Here is a 23,937-nt window from a genome sequence, read left to right as displayed (position 1 = left end):
ACGGATTTATCCGCTGTGCAGTCCAAGCTCGTTGACGTCCATTGCAGTTCTTGTGATGGCGCGTTCACCCGCATGCCGAACCGCCACTCATCCTTGCCGTTCGTCCCGAGTGCCTGACGAGGTCCCTTTCCTGCTTGACGTGACGCGCCTCGTCTGGCGCCGCTGGAGAGGACGAAATCCGACCGGCATCGACCGCGTGTGCCTTGCTTATCTGCGCCGCTTTGCGGGCCGCTCGCAGGCAGTAGTCAACCACGAACGGTTTCGCCGGATTCTCGATCGTCAGGCTTCGTTGGAGCTCTTCGCATTGCTTGAAGAGCCAACGCCCGATTTCCGGCGAAGATTGATGGCGGGGACACTCCGGCATCTCGGCCGCTTCAACGGCAAGGGCAAAGGCCGATTATATCTGAATGTCGGCCACACCGGGCTCAATTCGCCCGGCTTTCGATCCTGGGTCCAAGAAGCGGATGTGCGGCCCATCTACCTCGTGCACGACCTCATACCCATCACGCATCCCCAGTTCTGCCGTGCAGGCGAGGCCCGCAAGCATCGCGAACGAATGAGGACGGTGCTGACGAGTGGAGCCGGCATCATTGGCAACAGCAGGACGACGCTCGATGATATTTCCGTCTTCGCGGCAAACGAGCATCTGGAAGTTCCGGCCACCCTTGCAGCCTGGCTCGGCGCCGACCCCCTGCCCGCTCCAGACAGGCTATCACCTTCGCAACGTCCGACCTTTGTCACCCTGGGAACGATTGAAGCGAGGAAGAACCATCTCCTGCTTCTGGAGATCTGGTCCAGGCTGGTTGGATCTCTTGGAAATCAGGCGCCGCGCCTCCTCGTCATCGGTCAGCGGGGCTGGGAAGCAGAGCATGTCTTCAGGCTGCTCGACGGAAAAGGCCTGAAGGGACACGTGCTCGAACTCAATCACTCCACAGATCAGGAGCTCGCGAACCATCTTGCATCGGCGCGCGCGCTCCTCTTCCCGAGCTTTGCGGAAGGATATGGACTTCCCCTTATCGAGGCCCTTACGGCCGGAACTCCGGTCATCGCCAGCGATTTGCGCGTGTTCAGGGAGATCGGGGCCGAAATCCCCGCTTACTTGAGCCCGTCGGATGCCGCCGGATGGGAAGCAGCAATTCTCGACTATGCGCGTGTCGACAGCGCTGAACGCGCGGCACAGCTCAAACGAATGAAGTCATTCCGAAAGCCGGATTGGAGCACTCACTTCGACAGGGTTGAGGCTTGGCTCGGGGAATTCGACTGAGCAACCGAGCCGAACCAGTATCGATTCGACGAGCGTCGTCACTGCCGATTCACTCGCAAGCCCGCCCCGAACGAGGCAGCGGTCGACAAGAACACGGCGAAACGCCCCGTAAAGGCCCGGCTCGGGCGGAGCCGGATCGTTCCAGAATTCGTCGACGTGCCGGGCGAAGGTCAGTCCAGGGATGTTGTAGACCGCGTCGCCAAGCGTGCAGACGGGACTTCCGGCCGCCAGGGCCAGGGTTGCCGACGTGCTGTTCACGCAGACCATTCCGCTGGTCTCAGCAGCAAGCTGCTCGAGATCTCCGCCATCGACGAAGTGGACCCGTTCGCGAATACCAAGGCGCCGTGTTCTCCGGTCAATGAACCGCCGCCAGTTGAACAGCGACGTGTCGAAAGGGTGGGCCTTGATCAAAAGATGCGCTTCTTCGGGCGCGTGGCGCGCAAAGCTTTCCATGACGTAGGCCGCGGCGGCGCGCATGTCCGGAAACGGCGAATGGTTGCGGATCTGATAGTCGCCCGAGAGCTGCAGCGGGAGCAGGAAGAATGGCTTGCCCTCGAGCTGCTTCAGGACCTCATGGGTCTGACGGGCGCGGAGGCCTTTCACCAGATACTTCCACCCCCAGCCGACGGCCTCCATTAGGGCCGAACCCGGGCGATGCGTGTGATAATGGGGATATGCGAAACGGCCCGCATGGACCGCGATATAGTGACGCGCCGTATCGCGCACGCGCCGGCGGAAATTTGCAGTGACGGGCGGCAGAAACGGCTCCGGGGGAAGCGTTCTTGCCTGCTCGATGAACCAGTCCTTATTCCTGGTGAGCCGCGAATAGCCGTTCACTCCGTCGAGCTCGAGCGTCATCCAGTGCGGCCGGAGATACCCCTCTTCAAGAACGTAGGTCCGAACCCCGCGCAGCGCTGCAATCCGGCGAGCTGACGCGTGATAGGGACGGCAATCGCCGAACAGAAGGATGTCGGTGATCTGATGCTCTCGAAGGAAGTTGTCGATGAAGACCGGCCAGTTGCGGAAACGGCCGCGGAAATCGGTCGCGGGCTCGGGCCAGTCGATCTCGTCGCCCGCACAGATGTTGATCCTCTCGACCTTCATGCCGCGCTCACGCATCGAGGTCGCCAGCTGGTGGAGCAGCGGACCAGGAGGTCCCTGAAGGAACAGGAACGCGCGTCGTTCAGGTCTGGGCCTTGGGGGGCACGGACGCTGCGGCACCTTTGCACGCGCCGGCTGTGCCGGCAGTAGAAGGCTGAGATTTCCCGTCGGTCTGTTCACTGGACCAGGCTCCTCAAGCGACGCATGAGCTTGCCCTGGAGCCGGCGTACACCGACGACGATGCCAGGATCGCGCTCACCGCCGGCGCTGAGGCGCGCGACGACGATCTCTGCAGGACAGGGCAGGCCGGTTTCAGGATCGAGATAGCGTGGATAGAGCAAAAGCGTCGCAGCGACGAGCTCATCGAGGCTGCGCCTCGCGCTTCGCCGCTCGGGCACTGGACCAAGGTCCCTCGTCAGCCCCCAACCGGCGTAAAAAGGCACGCCATGGGCAGTGACGGACTTGCCTCGAAGCAAGGCCTCGAACCCCGCGAGCGAGGTGTTCACGTGAACCTCGTCAACCATGGCGATGAGCGAGGCAATCGGAAGTTCGCCGACGATCTCGTCGGCATATCGGAGGCACGCGTCGTCGGGAATGGCACCGCGGCGATGTCCGGCAAGCACGTCCGGATGAGGTTTGAAGAGAATGTAGGCGTCGGGCGCCTCCCGGCGGACCCTCGCCAGGAGCTCGAGGTTGGAGGCAAGCCCGCAACCGCCAATGGTCACCGCCCGATCATCCTCGACCTGGCCCGGAACGAGGATGTGGCGACGTTCAGCCGTCCGCCGCTCGAGGACTGCCGTTGCGCGCTCGTACTTGCCGATGCCCGCATCGACGATAAGACGCCGCAGCTCTCCTGCACGCTCAATTAGGCCGGGACTGAAATCGCCGGCCTGGAGAAGCTCCTCCAGTTCGCTTGGACGCGATGGGTCGAAATGCGGGCCAAGCCGGTCTGCAACGATCGAGAGGGGCGGCACGCAATCGGCTCCAAGACCTCTCGAGCGCAAAAAACCGTCTTCCACCTCGATCAGACATACGCCCCGGCGCTCGAGCTCGTCTGCCGCTGCAAGCGCCTTCGAACGCCAGATTGCGACGGGAGCATTACCCGTCGCCTCGGCGACGCTTCGAAGGAACCGGAAGGGCGAACTCCCGTCCCACAGCAGGGGCGCGACATGGTCCTGCTTCCAGAAAGCGAACCCCAGGCCACCTGCGGTTCCGCGGTTGGAATCGATCAGCCGTCTCCAGAAGCCGCAAAGCTCGATCGCATCGAGCGCGTCGATCGGCTCGGCGGTGAACGGGTTGACGAACGCGAGCCTCGAGAGGGGTTCGCCAACGAGCTGAACTGGTCCTGCTGCGTCGAGACGACCAGTGCCCCCGTCGTCCGTCATGATGTGGCACGGAATGGATAGCAGGGCGGCGATCGCGCGAACCTCATCATCACCATCGGTGACGAGCGCCCGCGCGCCCGACAGCATGTGCCAGGGATCGCAGTCGCCTGAACATACAAAAATGCCGCCGGGAACCTGCCGGTCGGCCCGGCCTCTTTCCCAGACGACAATGTTTGATTGCGGGTACAGACGCTCAGCAAGCTCCACCCCTGCAGCGGAGCGAACGAGCACCTGGTCTATCGGAAGGCATGGCTGCGACGCCCAGAAGCTTCCACCGACGCGATGATGACGCACCGCATCGATGATTGCGGACACATCGGCGCCTCCAGATAGCGGGCCGCTCTCGGCTAGGTGACGAACTCGTGCCCCGGGGAAAGGCGGGATGCGCAGGAACGTTTCTCGATCCGCGACTACGAGAGGCGCGGACATCCGAGCCCGTTCGAACGGCCGGTCGGCCGTTGCACTGCAATCGGGCTGGCGCAAATTCCCCTTTCCTCTCAGAACGATAGTTGAATCGTCCTTGGCCACGTCTTTCCCCAGCCGAGCCACACCATTCCCTATCGCTCGTGACCGTCCAGTCAAGCGCGGCAGGAGCTCGCTCTTGCAGTCCAGCTGCAAGTTCACTCCAGTTATCGAAAAGTAAACGTAAATTGTTGCCGGACTGCAACAGAACGGCACAACAATATTAGCCCGAAATGATTACCCGGCCGTTTGAATTGCGCCAGATGTGCGCCAATCGAGGGCTCGCCTCCGAGCGTTCGGCTAGGACATCAATCTTCCTAGCATGGTGGCCGCAAGCCGCGCGCGGCCATGGAAGATTGCCCATCGCAGTAACTCCCATCGCTCGTTCCTCGCGAGAAGTGCCGGATCGAGGTCGCGGAAGAGTACAAGCGCATCCTTCGCCGAAAGGTAGCGAACGAGATTGAAGGCACCGTGGAATCCGAACTCCCGCCCGCTGGGCCGTGATCGCTCATAAGCAAATTGGCGTGCGAGACTTTCCGGCGCAAACCGCAGCCCCTGTTGCTCGAGAAGCGGACGGAAGAGCCGCGAAATCATGATGTCCTCTGCCTCCCTGGGGTTGAACGGCAAGCCAGCACAGGCATCGAGTAAGCGGCGGGAGCGAAGCGAGAAGCCACCGTTGCCGACGTTATGGCTATCCCGGAAATGCGGCCAGGGCGCGCCGATATAATCATAGTCGAGAAATGCCGGATTCCAGTTGGCACCCTCGAGGACGAACCCGTCCCATTGAACACAGAGCGCATGGCTCGTCCCGATCTCGGCCGAGAGCTTCTGCAGCATGAACCTTGAATAATCGGCCCTCGAAGCGAGCCGGTCGATGCGGCGCCATTCGATCTTGCCGCCCGCAATTCCTCGCAAGGGCTGATCGCTCAGAAGCAGGACATGGCCGAAATCCGCCTGCCGCATGCATGCGTCCAGCGCGCGCACCGTCGGTTCGATCGCTACGCTCGTCACTGCAACGAGGGTCACAGCCGAAAGATTGGGGCGGGAATTCATCAGGGCGCGTGGATCCGGAAGATCAGGCGCCTTCCTTCAGCACCCGCCGCAGATAATTGGCATAGTCCGACTTGCCGTGCCTTGCGACCACAAGCTCCATCTGCCGCTCGTCGATAAATCCCATTCGAAAGGCGATTTCCTCGGGGCATGCGATTTTCGTCCCTTGCCGCCGCTCGAGCGTGCCGACGAACTCGGCTGCCTCCAGCAGGCTGTCAGGTGTTCCGGTGTCGAGCCAGGCATAACCGCGGCCCATCACCTCGACCTTCAGCTGGCCCTTCTCAAGGTAGGCCCGATTGACGTCGGTGATCTCCAGCTCCCCCCGGGCCGAGGGCTGAATATTGGCCGCGATATCCACGACCTGTTCGTCGTAGAAATAGAGTCCGGTCACGGCCCAGTTGGATTTAGGCTGCGCAGGTTTTTCCTCGATGCTGAGGGCGCGCATGTCGTCGTCGAAGTCGACGACGCCATATCGTTCCGGATCAGCGACGTGATAGGCAAAAACCGTGGCACCCGAGGAGCGAGCGCGCGCGCGCTCGAGGACCTCGGGCAGTCCGTGGCCAAAGAAAATATTGTCGCCAAGGACGAGGCAGGAGGCTCCGCCGTCAACGAAATCGGCGCCGATGGTGAACGCCTGGGCCAGTCCCTTGGGCTCGGGCTGCACGGCGTAGGAAATGCTCGTCCCCCATTGTGATCCGTCGCCGAGCAACTGGCGGAACAACTGCGAGTCATGTGGCGTGGTGATCACCAGAACATCGCGAATGCCCGCGAGCATCAGTGTCGTCAGGGGATAATAGATGAGGGGCTTGTCGTAGACCGGGAGCAGCTGCTTCGAGACCGCAAGCGTCATCGGGAACAGCCGGGTCCCGCTTCCTCCTGCCAGAATGATCCCCTTCATCAACCAGGCCTCCTCACGCGCCGTCTTGAAGCAGGCGCTCGACAACCTGTTTCACGGATTGATGCCAATCGGGCAAGCTGACGCCGTGGACGCGCGCAAGCCTCGATGAATCCAGCCGCGAATTGGCCGGCCGCCGGGCAGCGGTCGGAAAATCGCTCGTGGCAATATGCCTGACCTTCGCGTCCGGACCGCCCAGGTCTGCAGAAGCGGCGAATACGGCTTCAGCAAACTCTGCCCAGCTCGCCTCTCCTCTCGCAGTCATGTTGAATATGCCGCGCAAGGCGGGATCCTCGTTGTCGAGAAGGTTCCGGGCAACGGTGAGAACTCCATCGGCAATATCGAGCGCACTCGTCGGATTGCCGCGCTGGTCGGCGACGACGCCGACTTCGTCGCGGTCGCGAGCAAGCCGCAGCATCGTCTTTACGAAGTTCGACCCGAACGGGCTGTAGACCCATGCGGTGCGCAGCACCGTGCTATTGGGATTTCGGGTCAGTACCGCCCCTTCTCCCGCGAGCTTGGACGCGCCGTAGATCCCTTGCGGACCGGTCGCGTCGTCCTCGTCATAGGGCGCGGGTTTGGAGCCATCGAAGACATAGTCGGTCGAAAGGTGAATGAGCGGGATCTGAAGGCTGCGCGCCGCATCGGCGAGCGCGCCGGGCCCCTCGGCGTTCACCGCGAACGCAATCTCGGGCTCGCTCTCGGCCTTGTCTACCAGCGTATAGGCGGCGGCCGAGACAATGACCTCGGGACGCACCGCCTCGACTGCCTCGACGAGGGTGTCACAAGGCCCCGCAAGATCAAGCTCGGGGCGGCCGAGTGCGATGATTTCGAAGCCGGCCGCGGGGGCACGCTCGCAAAGGGCACGCACCAATTGGCCCTCGCGTCCGGTGACGAGCATGCGCATGGCGTTAAGCCCTGGCAGACTTGACGAGGCCAAGGCGCTCGCCCTTGTAACGCTCGCGCAGGGGCCGCCACCACCAGTCATTATCGAGGTACCACCGCACGGTCTTTTCGATGCCGGTGTCGAAGTTTTCGCGCGCGCGCCAGCCAAGTTCGGCCTCGAGTTTGCTTGCATCGATTGCATAGCGCGCATCGTGACCTGGCCGATCGGTCACGAACTCGATGAGTTCCTCGCGGGCGCGGTTGGCGGGTGCGAGTTGATCCAGCACGGTGCAGATGGTTTGCACGACCTCGATGTTGCGACGCTCATTGCGGCCACCGACATTGTAGGTCTCGCCTGGACGTCCCTTGGCAGCGATAAGGTCGAGCGCGCGGGCGTGGTCCTCGACGTAGAGCCAGTCCCGGACGTTTTCGCCCCTGCCGTAGACCGGCAGTCTTTCGCCAGCGAGCGCATTGAGGATCGTCAGCGGGATGAGCTTTTCGGGAAAGTGATAGGGTCCGTAATTGTTCGAGCAATTCGAGACTACGACGGGCAGGCCGTAGGTGCGGTGCCAGGCCTTGGCGAGATGGTCGGACGAGGCCTTCGAGGCAGAATAGGGCGAACTTGGATCGTAGGGCGTGTCCTCGGTGAACAGCCCCTCGTCGCCAAGCGATCCGTACACCTCGTCGGTGGAGACATGGAGAAAGCGAAAATCATCCTGTGCCCGCCCTTTAAGCCCGGACCAATAGCCGCGCGCGGCATCGAGCAAGGTGAACGTGCCGATCACGTTGGTCTGAACGAAATCAGCCGCTCCAGTGATCGAGCGGTCGACGTGACTTTCGGCCGCAAGGTGCATGATCCGGTCCGGCCGGAAGCCTTCGATCGCATCGTCCATCGCCTTCCGGTCACAGACATTCTTGTGGAGGAAACGATAGTTCGACTTGCCCTCGACAGCCCTTAGCGAGGGCAGATAGCCGGCATAGGTCAATGCATCGACATTGAGGACGTCATGGCCCTCCTCGAGCACGAGGTGCCTCACGAGGGCCGAACCGATAAACCCGGCGCCGCCGGTGACCATTACACGCATCGGCTGTTGTCCATCTCAAAATAGCGGGGAAGGTCGGATAACTTCGGCTGTGCCCGATCCTTGGCAGACAGGGTCGCCGGATCGGCAAAATCGGGCCATGTGACGCCGATATCCGCATCGTCCCAGGCGACGCCCTTGTCGTTCTCGGGGCTGTAATAGCTCGTCACCCTGTAGCTGATGATGCTGCTGGCTTCGAGCGTGCAGAAGCCGTGCGCAAAACCCACCGGCACCCACAGCTGGTTGTTGTCGCTGGGCGAAAGGGTGACCGAGACCCAGCGGCCGTAGGTCGCGGAATCCGCCCGGATGTCGACCGCGACGTCGAGGATCTTCCCGGCAAGGCAACGAACGAGCTTTCCCTGTGCGGCAGGGTGCGACTGGAAGTGGAGGCCGCGGACGGTCCCGCGGCGAACGCTCAATGATTGGTTGTCCTGGACGAAATCCACGGGGCCAGCGTGTTTCGTGAACTCGCTCAAGCGGAAGATTTCCGAAAAATAACCCCGTTCGTCCTCGATCTTCGAGGGAAGGATTTCGACGGGGCCGTCGAGGTCGAATGTGCGGATTTGCATCCTCTGTTCCTGTCAGGAGCCTTAGACCTGCAGTTGCCGCGACAGCGCCAACTGCGCAATCCTCAGCTATCTCAAGGAACGGCCTGCCCCAGTCCAATGAGGGCGAATGCCATCGAGGAAAGGATCGAGACGAACTTCTGCAGATCGCTCAGCGGCGCGTTCGTTACGTAGAGCACATCCTTGTTTCGCATTGGAAATCCCTGCGCCACAAACAGCGTCGATGCCTTGCTGAGGTCTATTCTGTAGATGACCGGAATCCGCCCGTCGGGCGTGCGACGTGCTGTCGCCGCGATTGCCGGATCAAGCGCAGCCGGATCTTCGAAACGGAAGATGTAGGCACCGCGGATGTTCGCCTGGTTGTCCTTGAGGCCGCCGACCCGGCCCAGTGCCTCGGCAAGCGTCAGCCCAGTCGCTTCGAAGGGAATTTCCGCGCTGGTGTTCGTTGCGCCAAGAGCAGTGAAGCTGAACGGCTGGTAGAGTGCGGTGACAATGTCATCCGGCCCCATCCGGATATTTTCATGCGGGTTTCGGATGACGCTTTCGAGCGGCATGTAGGCGACCCTGCCGTTGCGGGTCACCTCCACCATGATTTTTCCGACGGGCTTGTTGACGCCGCCCGCGCTCGTCAGGACATCGAGCAGCCGCTCTCCACGCGGCGTCAGCGCAACTCGCGTCGCCTTCCCGTCGTCCCCAACGACGGCGACGGTTGCGCTCGCATTTTGAGCAAGGCGAACCGAAACCTGAGGATCGTGCGCCTTGCGTGCGAGCCGCGCCGCGATTTCCCGCTCGACCTGCTGCGTGGTGCGGCCGGCGGCCGGAACCGCTCCTGCAAAGGGCACCGTGATCCGTCCGGTGGAATCGACCATCATCTCCGGAAGTCCGCTCCTGACGCCGAGCCCCGCGGTGGCTGCGAGGATATCGGTCGAGCCTGCGCCCCCGAAGCTCGTGTTCGCTCCGAAGAGGGCGGCGGGAGGAGCTTCCCAGATCGTCACCTCGAGCACGTCTCCAGGTCCGATCAGATTGCCGCTCGGCGGGGCATCACCGAGGGTCTGCGAAAAAAGACCAGCGCCGCCTGCCGCAATCATCCGCCGAACCGCGGCATCCGTTACGTCGACGACCGTGATCGGCGCTCCGGCCAAGGTCTCCTTCTTGGCCGCCTTGATCTGCATTGGGTTGGGCCCGCTGGCTCCAAGAGACGAACAGCCCGCAAGAGCGGCAAACGCCAAGGGCAATACCTTCAGTGGCCATCCCGCGCCGGATGCGCGATTGCCCCTTTCAAAATTAACCATTATCACTCCGCCTGAAGGATTTTCGCAGGGTCTTTAAAGGGCTTACGGTAGCCGCTCAACAAGGAAACGCCATCCGAGATATCACCTTGCCAACAGCTGAATCGCGCGGCAGACGCCCCGCGATGTGTTCAATCGAGGTTCAGTAGTTTACCCTGATTGGCCATTATTCCACGACACCAATTCGTGAGCATCACATCGCATGGAACTTTTGCCCATCACCGGCAAGCCGGCTGCAACTGACGAGGCGCTCGACACGGGCAGAGTCAGCTTCGGAAGATTCCGGAAGGCGCCTAAGGTCGACCGCCTCTTTCTACTCGTCGTTGTCCTGCCTGTGGCGCTGGCCGTTCTTTACTTCGGCTTCCTCGCATCGGACGTGTACGTCTCGGAATCGCGTTTTGTCATCCGGAACCCGGCAAAGCCCGTGGCATCGACGCTGGGACTGGTCCTGCAGAGCGCGGGCTTCACGACCGGCGGCGACGAAGTCTATGCGGCGCAATCCTTTGCGACCTCGCGCGATGCGCTGAAGGCGGTCAACCAGCACGACGCGTTTGAGCGGGCCTATTCGAGCCCCGGCATCTTCGTCCTCGACCGGTTCAATCCCAACCGGCATGGCGGTTCGTTCGAGGACCTCTACAAATATTTCCGTTCGAAAGTGCTGCTTCAGAACGATACCACGACCTCGATCACGACGCTGACGGTGCGGGCATATAGCGCGCAGGAAGCGCACCGCGTGAACCAGGTGCTGCTCGACATGTCGGAAGCGATGGTCAACCGCCTCAACGAACGCGGCAGGCAGGACCTCATTCGTTATGCCGAAGACGAGGTGACACAGGCCAAGGCCCAGGCCACGTCCACGGGAATTGCACTGGCAGCCTATCGGAGCCGTGTCGGGGTCGTTGATCCCGAGAAGCAGGCTGAAGCTCAGATGTCGATGGTTTCCAAGCTTCAGGACAGCCTGATCGCGGCGCGTACCGAGCTTGCGCAGCTTCAGCGCTACACCCCGGAAAATCCGCGCATCCCGGTCGTCCAGTCACAGCTCCAGACGCTTCAGCACCAGATTGACGTGGAAATGGGCAAGGTGACGGGCAGGAACCACTCGCTGGCGCAGAATGCGGTCCAGTACGAGCGGTTGTTCCTCGAGAGTGACCTTGCGAACAAGCAGCTGGCGAGCGCCCTTGCGTCCCTGGAACAGGCCCGGAGCGAAGCCGGACGGAAACAGGCCTATGTCGAGCGGATCGTCGAGCCCAACCTGCCTGACTCGCCGATCGAGCCTCGCCGCGCCCGCGGGATCCTCGCCACGATCGCACTGTCCCTCGTCGCGTACGGGATCCTGAGGATGCTGCTGGCGGGCGTCAAAGAACATGCTCAGTAGAGAGGCTCCAGGCAAACCGCCACTAGTCGGCGAGGCGCCCTGGAAAATAGCACGCCGAGTGATCGGCGCGCTGATCCTGCGCGAGCTCCTCACCCGTTACGGGCGCAACAACATCGGGTTCCTCTGGCTCTTCGTCGAGCCGATGCTTTTCATCGCCGTCGTCACGGCCGTCTGGACCGCGACGGGGAGACTTCATGGCTCGACCATCCCGATCGTGGCCTTCGCGCTGACCGGATATACCTCGATGCTGCTTTGGCGCAGCATGCCGGCGCGGTGCATGGGAGCAATGAAGTCCAACAAGAGCCTGCTCTACCACCGCCAGGTGACGATCACTGACGTCTACGTGGCACGCGTGTCGCTCGAGTTCATGGCGACAACGACGAGCCTCGTCGCGCTCGGCATCATTTTCTGCTCGCTCGAAATGATGCCTGCTCCTGAGGACGCTTTCCAGGTGCTGAATGGCTGGCTGCTGCTCGCTTGGTTCGGGGCAGGTTTTGGCCTCACGATCGCCGGCCTTGCCGAGAAATTCCCGGTCATCGAGAATCTCTGGCCGCCCATCTCGTACGTCTTGATGCCCTTTTCGGGCGTCGCCTACATCGCCGACGCTCTTCCCCAGACGATGCGCGAGGTCGTCCTGTGGCTCCCGATGCTGAATGCCCTCGAATATATGCGCGAGGGCTGGTTCGGCTCGATGATGCATGCCCACTACGACATTCCATACGTCGTTGTTTTCAATATGATATTATCTTTCACAGGGCTAAGCCTGCTGCGGCAGATCGGTTTGGACACGAGCGAAGAATGATCCGGCTCACCAATGTCAGTAAGGATTATGAGACGAAGGCGGGGTCCCGCCGCGTGCTCAACAACATCAACCTGACCATCAACCGGGGCGAGCGCATCGGCATCCTCGGGCGAAATGGTGCGGGCAAGTCGACCCTGGTGCGGCTGATCAGCGGAGCGGAGCCTCCGACCTTGGGGACGATCGAGCGTAACATGTCGGTCTCGTGGCCCCTCGCCTTTTCGGGCGGATTTCACGGCACGCTTACGGGCGCCGACAACCTTCGCTTCATCTGCCGCATCTATGGCGTGGATTTCGAACCCCGGTTCGAATTCGTGAAGGAATTTTCGCAGCTTGGCGTGTACCTCTACGAGCCCGTCGTCACTTACTCATCGGGCATGCGCGCGCGCCTGGCGTTCGCCGTCTCGATGACGATCGATTTCGATTGCTATCTCATCGACGAAGTCATGGCCGTGGGCGATCAGTTCTTTCGCGACAAATGCCGGGTCGAACTGTTCGAAAAGCGCAACGACAAGGCGATGATCATCGTTTCCCACAGTCACCGGTATCTCAAGGACACGTGCCATCGCTTCCTGCTGTTCCGCAACGGAGCGATCGAGGAGCACGATAACTTCGAGGAAGTCTATTTCCAGTACAAGGAACTCCTCGGGGAAGGCTTCGAGAGCATGGAGCAGATGGTCAAGGAAATGAAACAGGCGAACGCTTAGGTGAGGGAACCGGAAACAGCGCAGCTGAGCGGGTCCTACTGATCATGGCTCTCATCGACCGGCATCCCAAGGTCGCCGACTATTTCGTGGAGATGTCGCTTCCTGAGATCGAGGCGCGAGGCGGCATCGCCGACCTCTTCGAGGAAGGCCGCCTGGTCCTCATCAAGGATTATCGGCTCGATGTCGACTTCGAGGCTTTCGCCGCGCTCGCCAAGAGCACGGACTCGATCGAGGACCCCGAGGTTCGGCGCAAGCTCAAGAAGATGACCGCTCCCTATTTTTTCAAAGGGAGGACGCCGCAGGCTAGCGGAGACAGGCTGATCTTTGCCGATCCCGTGCGGCAGGCGATCTTCGATGTCCTATGTCGCGGCGACAGGGAAACGTTTGAAAGAGCGGCAAAGGCGCTTCGATTTGCCCATGACGAGGTGCTCAGGATCTTCGGGATCTGCTTTCCCGGTTACGAGACGTTTCGTTTCATACCGAGCGTCCGGCTCATTCGGACGATGTTCGAGAATTTGCACTGGGACAATCACTCGATCAACGATGATTTCCACCAGGCGCGGATATTCGCAAACCTGGACAGCCGGCCGAGGATCTGGAGCCTCAGTCACGGCTTCATCGACTGGATACGAAAGAATTACGAGCGATACGATCTGGGCCGCTTCGCCGGTTCGGACCCCAATCAAATGCTGGATTTCATCACAAGCACGGTTCTTGGCGGCACATTGAATACCTGGATGGACACGTTGCCAAGGCATCGCGTCGCGTTCGATCCGGGCGAAGTCTGGCTGGGTGAATCGCGCCTTCTCTCTCACCAGATCTATTATGGCGAAGCAGCCATGGTCTACATGTGGTTCGTGAACAGCGCGTCGATGGCAAACCCGAGCAACCGCTTCAACGCCCGCGTCGAGGCCGTCCACCGTCAGATGCAGGAACAGGCGAAGGCTGCTTAGGGCAGGCTGATCCGCGCGTTCAGGGAGCTATCCTGTCGCTTGCTGCTTCATCGCCAGGGCCCGGCTGAAGATCTCGGTGACCTGCGAACGAAGACACTCATGAGTATAGGCTTCGTGTAGCCTCGCCTGTGCCCGCTCGACCATTCGCTTGCGAAGATCCGGGCGGTAGACGAGCTCGAGAAGCGCCCTTTTCCAATCCTCTTTTGAATTGGCGAGGATGCCCGCGCCGTCGGCACAGGCCCGCTCATAAAGCGGCAGGTCGGATGCAATTACAGGGATGCCGGCGCTGCTATACTCGACCCACTTGGTGTCGGCCTTGCTGCGGTTGAAGGGATTGTCCTCGAGCGGCGCAAGACCGATCCACCAACCGAGCGTACGCAGGTGAGCAAGGAACTGCTTATAGTCGCCAACTGCCTCGATGTGACGGACACGGCGGCCGAAACGCTCCATCTGCGGAGGCATTTTGATCGTTCCGAAGACCTCGAACTGCATGCCCGGCACAACATCCATGACCTCGCAGATCGCGGGAAGGACCATTGCGAGATCGGCCGCATGTCCGCTCGTGCCCATATATCCGATCACCGGACCGCTCGCAGGTGGCAGCAAGGCGCCGATTTCATCAGGACGAACCGAGCAATAGAGGCTTCCGGAAATGATCGCGGTCGAGATTCCGTGATCTTCAAAGCGCCTCGCAAGCTCGCTCGTCGAAACGTAGAGAAGGTCGCTCTGTTCGATATTCTGCCGCAGCGCCCGCAGGCGCTCGGGACTGTTATAGGCCTTGTACTTTGCTTCGCCGAGGCTCGCCGGCACCGCGAGCAGATCATCGTCGATATGAAAGACGACCGGGATTCCGGCTTCTCGCGAAAGCCGGATCCAATCGAGGCCGAGCTCCGACGTATATCTCGAAAGAACCAGTACGTGCGGACCGTGGTCACCGAATGCCTTCTCGATCCCGCCCCGGTCCGGCAGGTGCGTTTCGAAGCTGATCTGGTAGGCCGGCGCCCCGCCGCGACTTTCGAACGGCTGACCAAAGCTGATCATCTGCGTCGCCGTCGGTCCATTCTTCCCCTCATGGACCACGAGCACCCTCCTTGAGGACTGAAGCTCGGGACGGTCGGTCACGCCTTCGTCTCCACCAGCACATCCTTCGAGAGGACGATCGGGCGCTTGACGCGCTTTGCAGCACTCGAGGAGAGGATGCCGCTGGAGCGAATTGCCCTGTGGTCATCGACGGGGCGAGCATCAATGCCGGCAAGTCCTGCAACGATGAGGCGGGCAAACCGGCGATAGATTTCGTCAGGATCAAGCGGCATGTCGAGCCTGCGAAGGAAGGCGTCCTGGCGATCGATGATCATTTCGCGCCGCAACCGTACGTCGCGCTCGAACCCAAGCCAGTCGTCGAGAGTGCTGATTTCGGTCAGTCCGTCGTAATTGCTTGCATCCATGATGCCCGCGGGATCGCGCCATAGCCCCACCGGGAGCCCGGCAAGGATCATGTCGAAGATGATCGTCGAAGGCGCCGAGATGCCGAAGCTGTAGTTCGCCATGTTGAGCCGGGACGAGGGCTGCATGTTCAGGTGCACGTTTGGCGGCAAGGGAACGTTGTTCTTCAGGACGTACTGACCGCCAGGATGGGGACGAAGCGTCACGGTCTGCGACCTTTTCGCCATCTCGGTGCAGAAATCGAAGAAGATGTTCATGAAGGATGTCTTGTGATCGCCGGACGCTTTTAGCCGAACGGAATGAAGGTTCTCGCAGACGAGGCCCCCGGCAACCGGCGACTGCTCCTTGTTGAAGCTCGGTCGCTGCAGGAGCGTCGGGGGTCCCGTCACATAGAGTTTCGAACGCTGGGAGGCGGTTAGCGAAGTAAGGGAGGCAGCCCCGAACCAGCTGCAGACGACGTCCGCCCAAAAGGAGATGTTTCTCCCGTGGCTGATCACATGCTCGCGGCTTTGCAGGAAGCCGATGCATTCGAAACCATGCTGCAACGTCACTCGCAGGTAGCTTGCGGGCGCGACCTCGAAGATCTCGGCTGTCTCGCGGTGGGCAGCAAGGTTCGATTCGCTCGCTGCAAAGATAATGCCGCCACCACCATCGAGGACTGCATAGGCTTCATTCACTGACCCGAAGAGATGCATCGTCGCACCGGTCGCTGCGGCCATTGCGGCAACTTCGCGCTGCCAGATCTTTTGCCGGTCCCGTTTCAGGAAGGCCTGCGAAACGAGAAAGCCGATCTGCGCGTCCGTTTCCCGCGCGGCAAGATAGGCAAGGCCGCGAACGATGTTCACGTCCTGCACGAGGTTGATCGCGAAGATGATCCTCTTTCCGCTGCCGGGGCGGGACGCTCGCTTGCGAATCATGACTGGCCCAGATGCCTTGATGTGGAAACAGGCATCAGAAGAGTTCGCGGACTAGGCTCACGCGTTCCAGAAGGTCGGCCCAGCGTCGCGGCTCGACATACACGCCCCCGAAAGGGTCGATGGAATCGCGCCGCTGATGTGGACCGCAAAGCAAGGCCCCCACCTTCGTCGTGCACCAATTGCCAAATCCCGCATCCATGAGATCAAGGCCGATCCGGATGTCGAGAGCGCTCGGGGGTACGGGCGCGGACGGACGCGGCAGGGCTGCAAGCGCACTCCTTCGGAAAAGGGTCATGAGAAGGGTGTTCGCAACCACGGGATAGGTGAGCTCTGGAAGAGCATCGAACACGTCGGGTTCCGCAAAGGAAAGGTGCGGGGCCGTCGAGAAGGAAACGCCGCTGGGGAAAATGCCGGCGCTCACCGGCTGCAGGACGGCGAGCTTCTTGATGACTTTTTCGCCCTTGAGGAGGCAGCTTACCGACCCGATGGATCCATCGCCCTCGAGCAGGGCGCAGAGGAAGCCGAGTGCTGCGGGGTCCTCCAGACGAACCTGGTCGCTGATAACCAGAATGGTCTCGTTTTGCGCGGTCTCGGCAACATCTCTCAAATCCGCATCAGGGGAGATCGCGGACCAGCCCCCTTCCCCGCAACTGCGGTTCAGTTCATTCACCAATCCGCCTTCGTTCGAGGACAGTTTCACCAGGAACTCGATTGGAGCGCCTCGGGCGAATTTCCGTAGCGACGTCATGAGTGCACCCGCTCGAGCGCCCTCGGATGCCTCGAGGACAACGCTAAGCTGCGCGGGCCCCGCCTCATCGGCGGCGATGGTCGGCTCCTCCTCCCAACGCGCCGCACTTTCCGGAGCCAGCCGACGGAGCGCGATTGCGATATGGCCGCGACCGGCGTCCACTCCCCACTCTTCGCCCGCTTCCCCCGTTTCAGTGGAATGCGAACGGAGGATAGGAACATTGGTGCAAGTTTCGCTCGTCGAGGGCAACAACACCGACCAGCGCGGGCGGTGGCTGTCGGCCTCAGCGACGAGATAAGGGGCAAGATGCCGGTCGCCCGGTCCAGGCCGGCGCGAGACCAACACACCGATGGTCGGCATGCAATCGGAAGGAAGGATGAGTTCCAGCCCGGCGCTCGGCCCTTGCAAGGACAGCCGCGAGATATTGGCTGCGTGATCAGGGTCTGCCGAGCGTGCCTCAAGGTTCAGCTGGAATACTGCTGCGAGCCACTCCTGGACCTCGCCCGAAAGTGCAACCGCAGATTCCGTTGACCCTCGGTCGACAGCAAAGCTTCCAACCGAACGCCGCGGCCAACCGCGCCCGCCGACAGCTTCCTTCAGCAAGGCTTCCGACAGCGACCAGAAGTCGTCCATCGGGTTGGCTTCGGTTTGCTGGGCCTTGAGCTCCGCCCAGTGGACTCCGCCAGGCAGTAGTGACGGGAAAGGCATCAGTGCGATTCCCCGCGTCTTCCCCTCGGTGTCCGAGAGTTCCAGCAGGAGCGGCATGAAGGGGTGGAGCAGCAAGAGGTCGAGAAAGACAGGCCCGACCGTGGGAAGCTGAATGCCTTCGCCGAGCGTGGACAGGTCGTTCGGGCTCGCCGGACTTGCCTGGTAGGCGCGAATAACGAGGGATGATGCTGCAGGGCCTGCGTTGGTGCCGCCCGCCAGCATCAGCCGCAGCGTCGACCGGTCGGCAAACCAGGCGTTCTCGATCCGCGCCTCGCCAACCTGGAATTCCTGGGCCCCGCAAGAAACGCGAAGTTCGACGTCGGGCTCTTCGGCCGTTTCCGGCAATCCGAACAGGCGGGCATATGAGGCCAGGGCATCGAGGCCGCGCGCGCGCACGTCGCCAGGCTGGAACGGGCCTTCCGCCATTGTCTCGATGCTGATCCTTTCATTGCCGTCACGGCCGTGCCTTGGCGGCGCCGCTGCGGGCAGCACGTCCGCGGCATCGAAATCGGCGGGGCGATCGATGATGGCGGGCCCTTCCGGAGAAAGCTCGACGACCTGCCCGGCGGCCTCAGTTTCAACTGCGACAAGAGCTCCTCCATCCAAAGGAACCGGGGAAGCGGCTTCGGCTTCCTCGGCACGGCTTGCTGCCGCGCCGTTAGGACTGCGGCCCATCAGCCGGCCAAAGCGCCGGTAATGCTCTTGCGGACGCAGGCCGCTGAGGGCGACGTCCGGATAGGTCGCCTGATACCAGTCGGCGTTGAAATCTGCTGGAACCCTGCCTGCCATCGCTATCGTCCCAACACTGCGGGCTCGGACGGCAAGACGGCCGGTCTGCCCGACCGAGGCCGCCCGAACCAATCGCTTTGCGCCTGAGCTGCAGACGGTCCCTTCATGAAGTCGGTGATGGTTTCCTCCAGTCCCATGGCTTCGAACGCCACGTGCAGGCCCGCATCGAGACTATAGCCAGCAATCGAATAGGAGGCGCCGCTTCTATAAACCTCTCCTATCCTGTCGAGGAACGGACCGGCCCGCTCGTCGGTAAGATCGATGACGAGGTTCGTTGCGATCAGTCCGGTCTCATCGACGGGTTGTGGGGCAAAGGTCAAAAACAGCTCGCCCTTAACCCTCGAGTGCAGGCCGGGCCAAAGTTCATCGAACCCGGCGGCGCTCCGCATCAGCACGGCGAACTCAAATCCCTTCCTCTCCTCAACCAGCCGGCGCAAGCAGTAGAGGTCGTAGGCGTCCCTGAAACATTGTTTGCCGGCCCCCTCGGGCTCCGCCGCCCTCGCGAGCGTCTGCAGCTCGGCAATCTCGGCCGGATAACTGGCCTCGATGTTGAAGGTCGAGGCTGCCTGTTCGGCATCGAATTTCCCCGTCGTGATGACGAACTTGGTCGCGTTCGGGGTATCGATGCCCCGCATCATCGCGAGGCACCTGGTGGATTCGGCGGCATTTATCGCCGGACCACAAATGAGGAGGCGCGGTTCAGACAGGTTCCCGCTCCTCCAGTTCCATCAGCATGCGCCAGGCGCGCCCGTCACCAATCTCCTCGAAGGTGAATTGGTTGTAGGCGAGGTGCGACAGCCATGGCTCGCGGTCCGGATAAACGGGGGATTCGATCTGATCCAAATCCGTCAAACCGACGGGCGCGGCTGCGCTGGCCGGATCGACGAACACGGGAGTGCCAAGGCACGCGGCCTCGATTGCGACGTTGGACGAGTGCGTGACAAGTGCGTGTGCGCCTTGAAGCGCCTCTTCGAGTGGTACCGCGGTTTCGCCCGGCTGGGGCTTCACCCGGACGGTCACCGGGCGATCGGTACGACGAGAGAGCTTTTCGAGCGTGGTTTCGAGCCAGCCAGCACATCCGTGAGCGGCCATGAAATAGTCGGTCGGCGGACATACGATGACTTCTCGCCCGGACTTGCGCCACGGCAGCAGACCGATGCCCAGATCCGCGGCCCGGTCCATCGGGCATTCCCGAACTGCCCCGGCCTCATAGCCGTTTCTGGTGATCCTGTAGGCCTTTCCGTGCCCACGGTTGAAATAGGCGTGGTCGATATAGAAGTAATAGAGACCCTGTGCCTTGGCCTGGGCGAGAATACGGTCACTCTGACGAAGGACGCCCCAGACGACGGGAATGTCCTGCAGCTCAGGCGGTTCATCCTCGGCATAGGCAATACGGCATCCAAGACCGCCGGCGAACGCCCGGATGACGGGATTGCCGCCCCCTCCCCGATTCAGAAATGCGCTGACCATCCACGGTTCAAGTCGTGACGGCGGCACGTGAAAGCCCAGGTTGCGTACTGCCTGTGCTTCGGCCGCGACGCGCAGTTCAATCCGCACTTGCCGGGGTTCAACCGTGAGGAAGCGTGCCGGCATTCGGATCTTGATGCACTGCTCGGCGCCGATCAGCTCCCGCCGCTGCCGGACAACGACGGAGCTCTCGCCAGATTCATCAACTCTGCTGACCAGAAGCTCGCCGCTGTCCCATGAGCTAGCTATCTCGAGGCTACCTTCAGGCGAAAGCAGCACCTGGAGCTGACGCTTCGCTACGGGTTCAGGATTGAGCTCGAATGGCGGTTCGGCCGCAGTCGCAAGAGCTCTTGGGTCGGCACGAAGCGTTGCCGCAAGCGCTGCATTCAGTCCGGCCCCTGTCAGGCGCCCTGGCTCTTCGGTCCACGTCGAAAAATCGCCCGCTCGCCCAAGAAAAAAGGGCTCGCCATCCATTGGCCACGGCCCGCCGGGCGCAATTGCTGCTCCCGACGCGATTGCTTCAAGGACAGCCGCGGACAGGACGCAGGGAATGGGGAAGAAAGCGAGGGTTGCACCGGAAGGCAGTCGCTCGATGACGTTTGGGAGGTCGGCTCGCGACGTCATGTGAACCAGCCCGAGCCATTCTTCGCGCCGGGCTCTTGCTGCAGCAAGACGCGTCATCGCCGCCGTCGGAAAGGCGAGTACGACCGTCGAGGACAGGCCGGCGCTGGCAAGGAGCTGGATGAGCCCGACGTGAAGAGGAATATCCTCCAGGCGGCTCAAGGCAGCGACAGCGACGACCGCCGGCTTCTGGTCGTGCTCGACGGTGCGCTGCTCGTCGAGCCAGTGCAGCCAGTGCCTGCTGGCCCAGCCGAGCAATCTTGGATTGGAGTTTTCGAGCGCGCGGCGTCCGGCGATGAGCGCCGCAAGCTGCATATCGGCGCTCATTGTGCGAGCTTCACCACGGCGGAACTGAATGCGTCCCAGCTGTATTGCTCGACCGTCTCACGAACATCGCCCTCCAGCTCGAAGGCCTTTTCGATAAGTTCGGCGATCCTTTCCGCCGGAGCGTCGAGGTCGAAGACATAGCCGTTCCGGCCGTGATCGATGAGGTCCGGAGCAAACCCCGTCCGGCTCGCGACCGGAACGGCATTGCTCATCATGGCCTCGACCAGTGGGATCGGCCCTCCTTCTAGGCTCGAGATCGAAAGATAGACGTCGAAGTTGGCATAAATGGCCGGATAGTCCCTGTAGGGAGCCGTCCTGTAAGTGAAGTTCGGGAGCGCCTGCATCTCTTCGAACAGCGCATATTGGTTCCAGTTGCGGCCAACGAGCATGAACTCCCGGTGCGGGAGCAGTTTAAGGACTTCGAGCAGGCAGTCGGGGTTTTTCCGCTCATAGAAGGAAGACGACAGGCCGACGATGCCATTCCCTCGCTCGTGATACCTGAACAACCAGGGATCTGCCGCTCCCAGAATTACGGCAGTCTTCTCCTCCGCAAGGCCCCGTTCGATCCATAGCTGGCGGTTCGACTCGCAGGCGAAGACGACCTTCGTCACGCGCTCGAATGCCAGCAGCAGCCTCGCGACCGAATTTGCATTCTCTTCTCGTGGATGAGTGTACCAGACGAACGTCTTTGAGTTTTCAAGCTTGTCCGGCTGCTCGTCGACGAACGCCTGAAACAGGGCATAATGAGAGAAGAAGAAGTTTTTTGCTTCCGGCGGGACGTCCGGATGATAGCACACCTGCCAGCTGTCAGGCTGACGAGAGCCGATCTCACGGCAAATGCCGTCCAATATCCACCCTCGGGCCTTCTCGTTGACGATGAAGGACCAGTCGACGGTTCCATCATCGTTCAGACGTTCGTCGAAGGGACCCGGATTGCGAATGCTCGGGATTTCGCGATCGACGTTCGCGAGCGCCGAGGTCCGTGAGAAGCGGGCGACCGCCTCCTCGCTCGTCAGTACCGGGATACCGAGCTGCGCTGCATAGCCACCGACGAGCTTGGCTACCGAGGCGGAGCGTCGCTCGACAACGACGCCAGCGCAATCGACGAGGAGGTTGCGAATCCCCTCGAGACGGCCGGAATAGAATCGCGGATATTTGCGGGACAATCGCAATATCCGCCCGAAACCGGGCTGCGACTCCACGAGTTCGCTCGAAACCAGGAGGACATATTCGATGTCACGGTGCTGCTTGACCGTGCTCAGCAATGCATGGGCCTTCTTTACGTCGTCGCCGGGCTCGAGGATGAGGAGGTAGGTATTGCGCCGGATTTGAGCGCGCGCTGCCCGACCCAGCCTGATCGAGGCACTCAATAGGCTCGCCCAGATCGTGCCGATCCGCTCCGGCGTGTAGCGCGGCAGGATACGCCGGGCAGAAGCAAGGCGCGGCGGGACAAAGCGCTGCCGCGAGGGGCCAAGGCACGAGCGCAGCGCGTCCTTCATTCGCCCGACCGCAATAGCATCGTCGAATTCCGAGATTGCCGGACCTTTTGCAGTGATGACCGGCACTCCGGCGGCAAAAGCCTGAAGGACCCGGCTGGAGGACTTTATCTCGCAAAAATCATCGTCGCCCGTGGTGAGAAGGGCAGCGTGGGCGGATGCAAGCTCCGAATAGACGGCTTCGGGCGACCAGGGCACGTATCGCGTGAGAAAGCCGCATTCGTGGACGAGCGCCTTGTAAACGGGCTCGCTGTTGCTGATGATCACGAGTTCGAGCGGGATTTCCTGGTTGACCGCCCGCAGCGATTTGAGCGTGGGTTTGAGGCTGAAGATGCCGAAGTTGCTGTGGCTTGCGCCGTAGTTCCCGAACCAAACGACCTTCTTGGGCCCGAACGATTGGGGACGGCCCGGCCCGGTCAACGCGCCTTGAACGTCCTTTCCCGTGATCGCCTTGTAGGTCGCGCGATAGACGTTCCAGGTTTCCGCAACGTCCGGAATCACGTGCACCTTAAGGGAGGGAAAGCCGTTGTCGGAAGCGTAGCCAGCGATGCGGTCGGCCATCCTGGCGCTCGGGACCGTCACTCCTGCCAGGAACGGAACAATGCCGAGAAATCGCAGGAGATTCACCCCGAACTCGTTCTTCACGTAGCCAGGCGCGATCATGTCGTCGCAAAGATCGAGGAAGACCGGCACGTGATAGAGCCTGGCCTTGGCAACGAGGCTTGGGACCGCCTTGTCGATGCGCTTGACGAGAATGATGGCGTCGAGCGTTGGAAGCGCGTTCTGCATTTCCGTAGCCGACGTGAAATAGACGCTCTTGAAGCGCGGCGAGAGGACACGCGCGAAGTGGAAGCAGCGATAGCGGATGCTCGCCGAGTCAACATCGAGAGACTTCAGAAGCCAGCCGATCCGGTAGGGCCGAACGAGACTGGGAACCTGCGTCAGCGGGGAGAGCACAGCCCCCTCGAACTCGACGAAGAGGTTCCTTTCGCTAGCTAAATCCATCTGTATCGAACCTGCGCCAATGCGGACCGTTTGCCGAGCTTCGTCCTAGTCGCGAACCATCACGAAATCCCAGCCGCGCTTGTCGACCGCGACGTTCCGATAGCCGATACTCTCGAGATATTCCTTGGCGGAATATTGCGCTTCGCCGTCGAGCACCACGTGGTTCTGCTCAATGACGATCACCGGGTTCCAGCGCTCGATGGTTCGGGCGCCTCCGAGCAGCACCTTCTTCTCGAACCCCTCCACGTCGATCTTGATGTAGTCGACGTCCTCGAACTCGAACGCATCGAGCGTGTAGACCGGGACGGTCCGCGGCTCATTTCCGGCGCTTGGCGTATGGCTCCCCGCATACATCTGGATTTCGCCAGCCTCGTCGCCAAGCGCGCATTTGTAATGAGTGACCTTGCCCAGATCGACATTGTACCGGAAATTCGGCCAGATCCGCGGATCGAATGCGTGAACGCGGTCAAAGTCGAGCTGAAGATATCGGGTGAATTCTCCGACCCGACAGCCAATATCCAGCGCAACTCTGAAGTTCTCGATGAACGGCTTGCTCAACAAGTAAGTCAGTTTGCATGGATGATCCGGGTCGCTCTTGGGAGG

20 protein-coding genes are annotated in these 23,937 nt (G+C 61.5%); 5 read left to right on the top strand and 15 right to left on the bottom strand.

The window, feature by feature from the left end; genetic code table 11:
* The first annotated feature begins 109 nt into the window (after positions 1-109).
* On the top strand, positions 110-1,264 hold the full coding sequence (locus V8192_RS14320; protein WP_341633778.1) for a glycosyltransferase family 4 protein: 1,155 nt from the start codon (positions 110-112) through the stop codon (positions 1,262-1,264).
* On the opposite strand, the gene V8192_RS14315 is transcribed toward V8192_RS14320, so the two are convergent.
* From V8192_RS14315 to V8192_RS14280, 8 genes are all read right to left on the bottom strand, one after another.
* Positions 1,196-2,545 carry a capsule polysaccharide biogenesis protein gene (locus tag V8192_RS14315; RefSeq protein WP_341633777.1) on the bottom strand — a complete coding sequence of 450 codons (1,350 nt, stop codon included), beginning with the start codon at positions 2,543-2,545 and terminating at the stop codon, positions 1,196-1,198. The genes V8192_RS14320 and V8192_RS14315 overlap by 69 nt on opposite strands.
* Positions 2,542-4,065, bottom strand: coding sequence for a capsular polysaccharide export protein, LipB/KpsS family (locus V8192_RS14310; protein ID WP_341633776.1), 1,524 nt, complete (start codon positions 4,063-4,065; stop codon positions 2,542-2,544). The genes V8192_RS14315 and V8192_RS14310 overlap by 4 nt, the downstream gene beginning before the upstream one ends.
* 447 nt (positions 4,066-4,512) lie before the next feature.
* A complete protein-coding gene (locus tag V8192_RS14305; RefSeq protein ID WP_341633775.1) occupies positions 4,513-5,265 on the bottom strand; it encodes a DUF5672 family protein in 753 nt (250 codons plus the stop codon).
* Between the two features lie 22 nt (positions 5,266-5,287).
* A complete protein-coding gene (gene rfbA, locus V8192_RS14300) occupies positions 5,288-6,160 on the bottom strand; it encodes a glucose-1-phosphate thymidylyltransferase RfbA (protein ID WP_341633774.1) in 873 nt (290 codons plus the stop codon).
* A 13-nt stretch (positions 6,161-6,173) separates the two neighbouring features.
* Positions 6,174-7,064 (bottom strand): dTDP-4-dehydrorhamnose reductase, encoded by an 891-nt coding sequence (gene rfbD / locus V8192_RS14295; protein WP_341633773.1) that lies wholly within the window; start codon positions 7,062-7,064, stop codon positions 6,174-6,176.
* Positions 7,065-7,068: 4 nt separating this feature from the next.
* Positions 7,069-8,127: a dTDP-glucose 4,6-dehydratase gene (rfbB, locus tag V8192_RS14290; RefSeq protein WP_341633772.1), complete on the bottom strand. Its 1,059-nt coding sequence runs from the start codon at positions 8,125-8,127 to the stop codon at positions 7,069-7,071.
* Positions 8,118-8,693, bottom strand: coding sequence for a dTDP-4-dehydrorhamnose 3,5-epimerase (rfbC, locus tag V8192_RS14285; protein ID WP_341633771.1), 576 nt, complete (start codon positions 8,691-8,693; stop codon positions 8,118-8,120). Before rfbC ends, rfbB begins: the two co-directional genes overlap by 10 nt.
* Positions 8,694-8,764: 71 nt before the next feature.
* Positions 8,765-9,862 carry a polysaccharide biosynthesis/export family protein gene (locus V8192_RS14280; protein ID WP_341633770.1) on the bottom strand — a complete coding sequence of 366 codons (1,098 nt, stop codon included), beginning with the start codon at positions 9,860-9,862 and terminating at the stop codon, positions 8,765-8,767.
* Between the two features lie 319 nt (positions 9,863-10,181).
* On the opposite strand from V8192_RS14280, the gene V8192_RS14275 reads away from it, so the two are divergent.
* Genes V8192_RS14275 through V8192_RS14260 form a run of 4 tightly spaced genes read left to right on the top strand, consistent with a single transcriptional unit; the run spans position 10,182 to position 13,813 of the window.
* Positions 10,182-11,354, top strand: coding sequence for a KpsE/RkpR family capsule polysaccharide export protein (locus tag V8192_RS14275; protein WP_341633769.1), 1,173 nt, complete (start codon positions 10,182-10,184; stop codon positions 11,352-11,354).
* A 58-nt stretch (positions 11,355-11,412) separates the two neighbouring features.
* Positions 11,413-12,156 (top strand): ABC transporter permease, encoded by a 744-nt coding sequence (locus tag V8192_RS14270; protein WP_341633768.1) that lies wholly within the window; start codon positions 11,413-11,415, stop codon positions 12,154-12,156.
* On the top strand, positions 12,153-12,860 hold the full coding sequence (locus tag V8192_RS14265) for an ABC transporter ATP-binding protein (RefSeq protein ID WP_341633767.1): 708 nt from the start codon (positions 12,153-12,155) through the stop codon (positions 12,858-12,860). Before V8192_RS14270 ends, V8192_RS14265 begins: the two co-directional genes overlap by 4 nt.
* 44 nt (positions 12,861-12,904) lie before the next feature.
* Positions 12,905-13,813: a hypothetical protein gene (locus V8192_RS14260; RefSeq protein ID WP_341633766.1), complete on the top strand. Its 909-nt coding sequence runs from the start codon at positions 12,905-12,907 to the stop codon at positions 13,811-13,813.
* A gap of 27 nt (positions 13,814-13,840) precedes the next feature.
* Here V8192_RS14260 and V8192_RS14255 read toward each other — a convergent pair whose 3' ends face one another.
* From V8192_RS14255 to V8192_RS14225, 7 genes are all read right to left on the bottom strand, one after another.
* On the bottom strand, positions 13,841-14,935 hold the full coding sequence (locus V8192_RS14255; protein ID WP_341633765.1) for a glycosyltransferase family protein: 1,095 nt from the start codon (positions 14,933-14,935) through the stop codon (positions 13,841-13,843).
* Entirely contained in the window at positions 14,932-16,173 is a 1,242-nt protein-coding gene (locus V8192_RS14250; protein ID WP_341633764.1) for a hypothetical protein, read from the bottom strand. Before V8192_RS14250 ends, V8192_RS14255 begins: the two co-directional genes overlap by 4 nt.
* Before the next feature lie 34 nt (positions 16,174-16,207).
* The gene (locus tag V8192_RS14245; RefSeq protein ID WP_341633763.1) at positions 16,208-18,418 is read right to left on the bottom strand and encodes a hypothetical protein; all 2,211 of its coding nucleotides are present in this window, start codon (positions 18,416-18,418) and stop codon (positions 16,208-16,210) included.
* Between the two features lie 2 nt (positions 18,419-18,420).
* Positions 18,421-19,056, bottom strand: coding sequence for a hypothetical protein (locus V8192_RS14240; RefSeq protein ID WP_341633762.1), 636 nt, complete (start codon positions 19,054-19,056; stop codon positions 18,421-18,423).
* Between the two features lie 61 nt (positions 19,057-19,117).
* Positions 19,118-20,833: a hypothetical protein gene (locus tag V8192_RS14235; protein ID WP_341633761.1), complete on the bottom strand. Its 1,716-nt coding sequence runs from the start codon at positions 20,831-20,833 to the stop codon at positions 19,118-19,120.
* Positions 20,830-23,334, bottom strand: a complete 2,505-nt coding sequence (locus V8192_RS14230; protein ID WP_341633760.1) for a glycosyltransferase — start codon at positions 23,332-23,334, stop codon at positions 20,830-20,832. Before V8192_RS14230 ends, V8192_RS14235 begins: the two co-directional genes overlap by 4 nt.
* Before the next feature lie 45 nt (positions 23,335-23,379).
* On the bottom strand, positions 23,380-23,892 hold the full coding sequence (locus tag V8192_RS14225) for an FkbM family methyltransferase (protein ID WP_341633759.1): 513 nt from the start codon (positions 23,890-23,892) through the stop codon (positions 23,380-23,382).
* Between the last annotated feature and the right edge of the window lie 45 nt (positions 23,893-23,937).

Origin of the sequence: Sphingomonas agri, from assembly GCF_038148795.1 — a bacterium.
Lineage (GTDB): Bacteria > Pseudomonadota > Alphaproteobacteria > Sphingomonadales > Sphingomonadaceae > Sphingomicrobium > Sphingomicrobium agri.
This window is presented reverse-complemented; position numbering and strand designations above follow the sequence as displayed.